This is a genomic window from Clostridium sp. AF37-5, assembly GCF_003477605.1.
In the GTDB taxonomy this organism is placed as follows: Bacteria; Bacillota; Clostridia; order Lachnospirales; family Lachnospiraceae; genus Eubacterium_F.
Map to the genome: position 1 here is coordinate 1 of NZ_QUDR01000043.1, position 5500 is coordinate 5500.

At 35.7% G+C, this 5500-nt stretch carries 6 protein-coding genes; all 6 read left to right on the plus strand.

The features are described from left to right. Positions 1–189 precede the first annotated feature (189 nt). The 6 genes from DW019_RS14605 (at position 190) to DW019_RS14630 (ending at position 5424) form a co-directional block, all read left to right on the plus strand. A complete protein-coding gene (locus tag DW019_RS14605) occupies positions 190–633 on the plus strand; it encodes a hypothetical protein (protein WP_022377166.1) in 444 nt (147 codons plus the stop codon). A 74-nt stretch (positions 634–707) separates the two neighbouring features. Further along, positions 708–1262: a hypothetical protein gene (locus DW019_RS14610; protein ID WP_118444034.1), complete on the plus strand. Its 555-nt coding sequence runs from the start codon at positions 708–710 to the stop codon at positions 1260–1262. 2 nt (positions 1263–1264) lie between these two features. After that, positions 1265–2350, plus strand: coding sequence for an FtsX-like permease family protein (locus DW019_RS14615; RefSeq protein WP_022377168.1), 1086 nt, complete (start codon positions 1265–1267; stop codon positions 2348–2350). Continuing rightward, entirely contained in the window at positions 2347–3570 is a 1224-nt protein-coding gene (locus DW019_RS14620) for a hypothetical protein (protein ID WP_147353046.1), read from the plus strand. Before DW019_RS14615 ends, DW019_RS14620 begins: the two co-directional genes overlap by 4 nt. Before the next feature lie 4 nt (positions 3571–3574). Then, positions 3575–4240: an ABC transporter ATP-binding protein gene (locus tag DW019_RS14625; protein ID WP_117480090.1), complete on the plus strand. Its 666-nt coding sequence runs from the start codon at positions 3575–3577 to the stop codon at positions 4238–4240. Between the two features lie 329 nt (positions 4241–4569). Beyond that, a complete protein-coding gene (locus DW019_RS14630) occupies positions 4570–5424 on the plus strand; it encodes a hypothetical protein (protein ID WP_118444037.1) in 855 nt (284 codons plus the stop codon). The last annotated feature ends 76 nt before the right edge of the window (positions 5425–5500 follow it).

The window sequence follows — 5500 nt, forward strand, 5'->3', positions numbered from 1 at the left end:
AGAAAGGAGAATAATCCATTACCCTCAAAAGAGGATAATTGGATTATACGTGAAAGAATGTATTCTATGAAGATTTACAGAGAAATGATTGAAAAAGCGTTCTTTTCTTAATTTTACACACTACATAAGAAAAGAACGCAAAAAAATAACTACAAATATATTTTAACTAAAAAAAAGGAGAAATTCAATATGTTTAATAAGGTTAAAAAAATTATTGCAGGATCAATGTTATTATCAGTAGTAGTTGGAAGCACAGCTTTGGCTGCCTATCCTAATATGTATGGGAAAAACTATACAAAAACAAAGCCTGGCGACATTTGCTCTATGACGGCTGAAGGAAACCAAGAGAGCGCAAAAACTAAAATTAAAAACACAGCTAACAGTAAAAGATACTATTCAGTATACGTTGATCGCCGCCACAATAACGGTAAAATAATTGAAAAGGATAGTAAAGAAAACGTAGTTGGTAGTGGAAATTGGTTGATTGCATTGGTATCTCGTTATCGCAGTACAGCGGATCGTCAGCATTATCATAAGGCATTGTCGTGGAACTGCTCTATGAAACCAAGCGGTGCTGGATATACAAATTTCTTAGACGATAAATTTGAATATACAGTGAGTCAGAACAAGTAAATTTAATAAGGTTAAAGGGAAAGTGATTTTAATTCATTTTCCCTTATAGCCTTTAATCGAAAGGAGACAGAACTATGAGACGGGTTCGAATTCTTGTATTAGCAGTTATCTTAATTGCAATTGTATGTGCTGGTATTTCATTGTATGCTTATCAGCATAATAAAAGAGCAGAGGAAAACACAATTGATATAATTAAGGACTTCACTGGAAAGGAAGAAGTTGATGTGTCGGGGCAGTCAAGAAAACCAATTGACAGTATGACTTTGTATGATGGAGGAGTATTAGAGATTTATACAGAGACGCAGTTTAAGGGAAAAGATACGCTTAATATTCCGGCAAAATACGAAAAAAAGAAAGTTAAAACGGTTCAAATGTTAAGTCAATTGGAGCAGACCTCTTATTATCTGAAACATATTGTTTTGGAAGATGGGATTGAAGAATTGGAGTTTCAGGGGTGTCCAAACTTAGAAACGGTTGTTTTTCCGCCATCAATAAAGAAAATAGATACGCGCCATTTCAAGAATTTGAAGAAGCAAATTACAATATATGTTACTAAAGATTCCTATGCGGAAAAATGGGCAAAAAAACATCATTTTTCCTATCGTTATGGGACAACGGGAAAGGAGTAGAAATGATTCTAAAAAATTGGATAGATTTTATTCGGAAACACACGTCAATATTTATAATACTTCTTGTTTCGCAAATTTTAGCGCTATTATGTATTTTTTTTGTTTTTGGCGTGTTTCAAAACAACCTATATGAAATTAATGATTATGACGACACACGGTCGCTGAATGCTTCCATTAAAAAGGCGGATATTACGTCAAAGCAGTTAGATGAGTTTTTCAGGGCAATGGTGAATGACAGTGATAATGTGGATTATTTTTATGTGACAGCTCAAAGCAAGTCAGGAAAATATTCTTATATTGACCATGCGCAGCTTAAAAATGGAAAATATGGATTCAGTGATACCGTTTATTCTTATATGAAGTATGGCATTGATGGTTTTTATTACACAAATGAAGATTATGTCAATAAAAACAAAGTGCTTGTTTCAACGGAAGATAGACTTAAAAAGTATGGCGATGAGGTAAAATTGGAGGGGGATACATATAAAATTGTAGCTACAAATTCATTTTGTGGAGATATTGATACATTTTATGTTCCATATACTTCATTTCCTAAAAAATGTGTCTGGCAGAATCTTTCTTTCGGACTTACCTCACTTCCGACACGAAAGCAGTATGAGTTGTTTAGAAGTTATGTAAAAAAATTAGGTGGAGAACCAGATGATTTTTATGTAGCAAATAATCAGGATTTGAAGCAGAAATATTCTATGCTTGTTGTAAGTGCAATATTGGCTTTTTTGGCAGCATGCAATATGTACATGATTTATAGTTATATTTTCCGTAAAAGAAGAAAGAATCTGGGTGTATTTCTTTTATGTGGATGCAGCAAGAAAAGGGCACGTATGATGTATTTTATGGAAATTCTATGTAATATGATTTGTGTGGTTGTTGTATCAATCGGGATTTTCCGTTTCCTTCTTTATCCACAGATGCTTTCATGGTTTCGTTATGTTGACCGTGTTTACGGTGTCGGAGAATATGGATGTATTATTGGAATCTTTTTGATGATAACGTTTATATTTGGGTATCTTTTATCATGCTCGGTAACGCGTAAAAGTATACTCCAATTTAGAAGGGGGGAAGCATGATGGGAATTTTAGCAATTAGCGAATACATACGGCATGGAAAGCGTAATGTGTTTATCGTGTTTCAAATGGCAGCACTTTTGTTTGTACTGTGTGTGTCTGCGTCAACACTTTTGGCGGAATACCGCCTGTATCGACCATTTGCGCAATTGAATCACAAGGAGGGGCTTTATTTATCTGCATCGGGATACCATGGTGCAAATCCGGATGCTATTGCAAAGGGCATGGAAAAGGTTGATTATGTTTTTGCAATTGGTACGCAGAATTTGCTTTCCAAAGAAGCTGCGAATGGTATTAATGTTGCGGTATATCCGAATCAAATGATAGAAGATTATCAGCCGGATTTGGCAGAGGGGGATTGGCTTTCGGACGAGCCTTTGGAGAAAGACTGTATGCCGGTTGTGGTTTCTCAAAACCCATACGGATGGAAAAAAGGTTCTAGGATATCGCTTGATTATGGAGATGAGCAGGGAAAGCCGCATACAATTTCCATAAAAGTAGTTGGTGTATTAGATGAAGGAGCGCAAATCCTTGGACATGATTTTGGACAGGGAAATCGTTTATATTATGATTACCGTGATATTTTTTCTACCTATCGGTATGAGCAGGAACAAACGGTATTGTTTCTAACATCAGAAACAGGGGCTAAATCAGTGAATATGCCGGTTACATATGACAGGGAACATTTTATTGTCTATAAAGACGGCATCAGTCGTACAGAGAAAAATAGAAATAACATGGTATTAAAGGATAATCTTGGTGAGTTATCTCAAGATTCAGCGTTAGATGCAAATTTGGAAACATTTATGGCGAGTTCAAATCATGAAATGATTCGCAAGGTCATGATGTATTTGCCGGTTTTACTGAGTGTATTGATTATTACTATTGTAAGTTTAATTAATGTATGTACCTTGAATATGGCAGATGATTTATATCATAATGCTGTGTTTAGTCTGCTTGGACTGCCATGGAAAAAGTGCAGTTGTTTTTCCTTAGTACAGAGTTTGTTTAGTGCGTTTTTGTCAATTGTTATGTTTTTCTTTTTCTTAGCAGTTACAGCTAAACTGCATCTGGAAAATTACGTGTATGTGAATTTTTCAGTTCCGGTACTTGTACTTTTAGGTGGTGTAATTCTGTTGCTTTGTGCCGTCCATTTTATTGTACCGTATCAGATTTTAAGAAAAAAACAACCTGCGGATGTATTACGAAATCGAAAGGAGTAATGTTATGATTCAAATTAAAAATTTAGTGAAAGTATACAACAAGGGAAAGACAAATGAATTTTGTGCCTTGAAAGGGATTGACCTTTCAATTGATGAAGGAGAAATGGTGGCAATTATCGGAAAGTCCGGTGCCGGAAAATCCACGTTACTGCATATTTTGGCGGCAATTGATTCTTACGATAAGGGAAGTTATCTTGTAGATGGGGTGTCGGTAGGAGATTTGAAGGAAAAAGACCGTGCCAGATTTCGCAATCAAAAAATTGGTATTGTCATGCAGGACTATGCTTTGATTGATGAATACACCATCGAGGAAAATGTTCAGATTCCTTTGATTTTTGGAAAAGTAAAAGGAAATGATGTACGAAGGGAAAAAATTATGACTGCATTAAAAAACGTCGGTCTTGATGAATTAGCGAAAAAGCCGGTTCGCCAGCTTTCCGGCGGACAAAAGCAGCGTGTGGCGATTGCTCGTGCATTAGTAAATAATCCGGCATTTTTACTTGCAGATGAACCGACCGGTGCGCTGGATTCTAAGACATCCGGGGAAATCATGGACGTGTTTGAAAAGTTGAATCAAGGCGGGAAAACTGTTATTATTGTAACACACGATATGGAAGTCGCCGCGCGGTGCGGGCGTGTAATTGAAATTAGTGATGGGGAGATTGTATAAAGAACAATATTGAAAAACGGAATAGCACGCCGCAAAACTCGCTGGACGGAAAATTGAAGAATCCCGAAATGGTGTACCAGACAGTTGATGGAAAGTTGTATTTTAGAGAAGGGGGAAAACTTGATGTTTATGAGAAAAATTCAACAGAAAAGGAAATCCATTGAAAAAAGCGTTCTTTTCATATGGTAGTGGAATACCGAAAAGAACGCCCATAAAAAAACACAAATCAATTATAACATACTCATTTCTTTTTGAAAAGGATATGTTGGTAAAATGCCCACATGATTTAATATTCAAAATTTAAAAATAATGAAAGGAGAACATAATCTATGTTCAAGAAAATTTTATCAATTACTTTATGCAGTATATGCATTTTCATGGCGGGGGGAGCAGTATCTGCCCAAGCCGCCGAAACGACGATTTCAAACACAATACCAGAGCAGATGGAAGCGAATACTCTTATTGAATATATCGGAGACTCTAATTGGCGTCTAGTTCCGGATTCTGCTTCGATAGAATCTGTGATGGAAAAAGTTGCTCTTTCCCCTGATTATTATAAAGAAGAAGTTGCTAAGTTGCCGAGAAAAATAAGTCTTTTACCTGTCTATGAGGAAGTAAACCCATCACCGGAAGTCGGCATGAGAGTTCAGTATGACAACTGGGGAGAGAAAGAAGCAATATATGTTTTGAGAGATGGGGAGTATAAAGAAGTTGAGATGCTGATGACACAGGTGTCATCAAGGTTGCAATTCTCTGAAACTTTTGCATATAATCCCCTCCCTCGGGGTAAAAGAAAACCGGTTGGCACATATACATATGGAAAAGTCGTACCAGAAACAACAAAAAAAGCAGGATACAAAAAAAATAAAATTGTCATAAAGAAAAATACAGTTACTGGAACAGGAGATTTTACTGTGTATACGGGTGGTAAAACTGAAGAGGGTAAAACACTCAAGAAAGGAGATTGTGCAACAAAAGGAGAAATAGACAATCCCAACACTGGTAAAAAAATAAAAGTTACCAATAAAATGAATGGAACAACTGCGACATTTTATAAAAGGGATAATGGAAAACTGTATAATGCAGTAATTGATATATGGAAAACGGGAGTGGAAAAACTAGGAGTCAAATCGAAAAAGTATGATGATATAAAAAAAGCAGCTAAATACACCTATACATATTAAGAGAAAGGATATCCATGAAAAAAATGAAAAAAATTAAAATAATTTCAATGATATTAATTTTATGTATGTTATGTTC

Excerpts from the sequence above, each read along its gene's own strand:
- DW019_RS14620 (WP_147353046.1), top strand. The coding sequence starts at position 2,347 with ATGATGGGAATTTTAGCAATTAGCGAATACATACGGCATGGAAAGCGT.
- DW019_RS14630 (WP_118444037.1), top strand. The coding sequence starts at position 4,570 with ATGTTCAAGAAAATTTTATCAATTACTTTATGCAGTATATGCATTTTC.
- DW019_RS14605 (WP_022377166.1), top strand. The coding sequence starts at position 190 with ATGTTTAATAAGGTTAAAAAAATTATTGCAGGATCAATGTTATTATCA.
- DW019_RS14625 (WP_117480090.1), top strand. The coding sequence starts at position 3,575 with ATGATTCAAATTAAAAATTTAGTGAAAGTATACAACAAGGGAAAGACA.
- DW019_RS14610 (WP_118444034.1), top strand. The coding sequence starts at position 708 with ATGAGACGGGTTCGAATTCTTGTATTAGCAGTTATCTTAATTGCAATT.
- DW019_RS14615 (WP_022377168.1), top strand. The coding sequence starts at position 1,265 with ATGATTCTAAAAAATTGGATAGATTTTATTCGGAAACACACGTCAATA.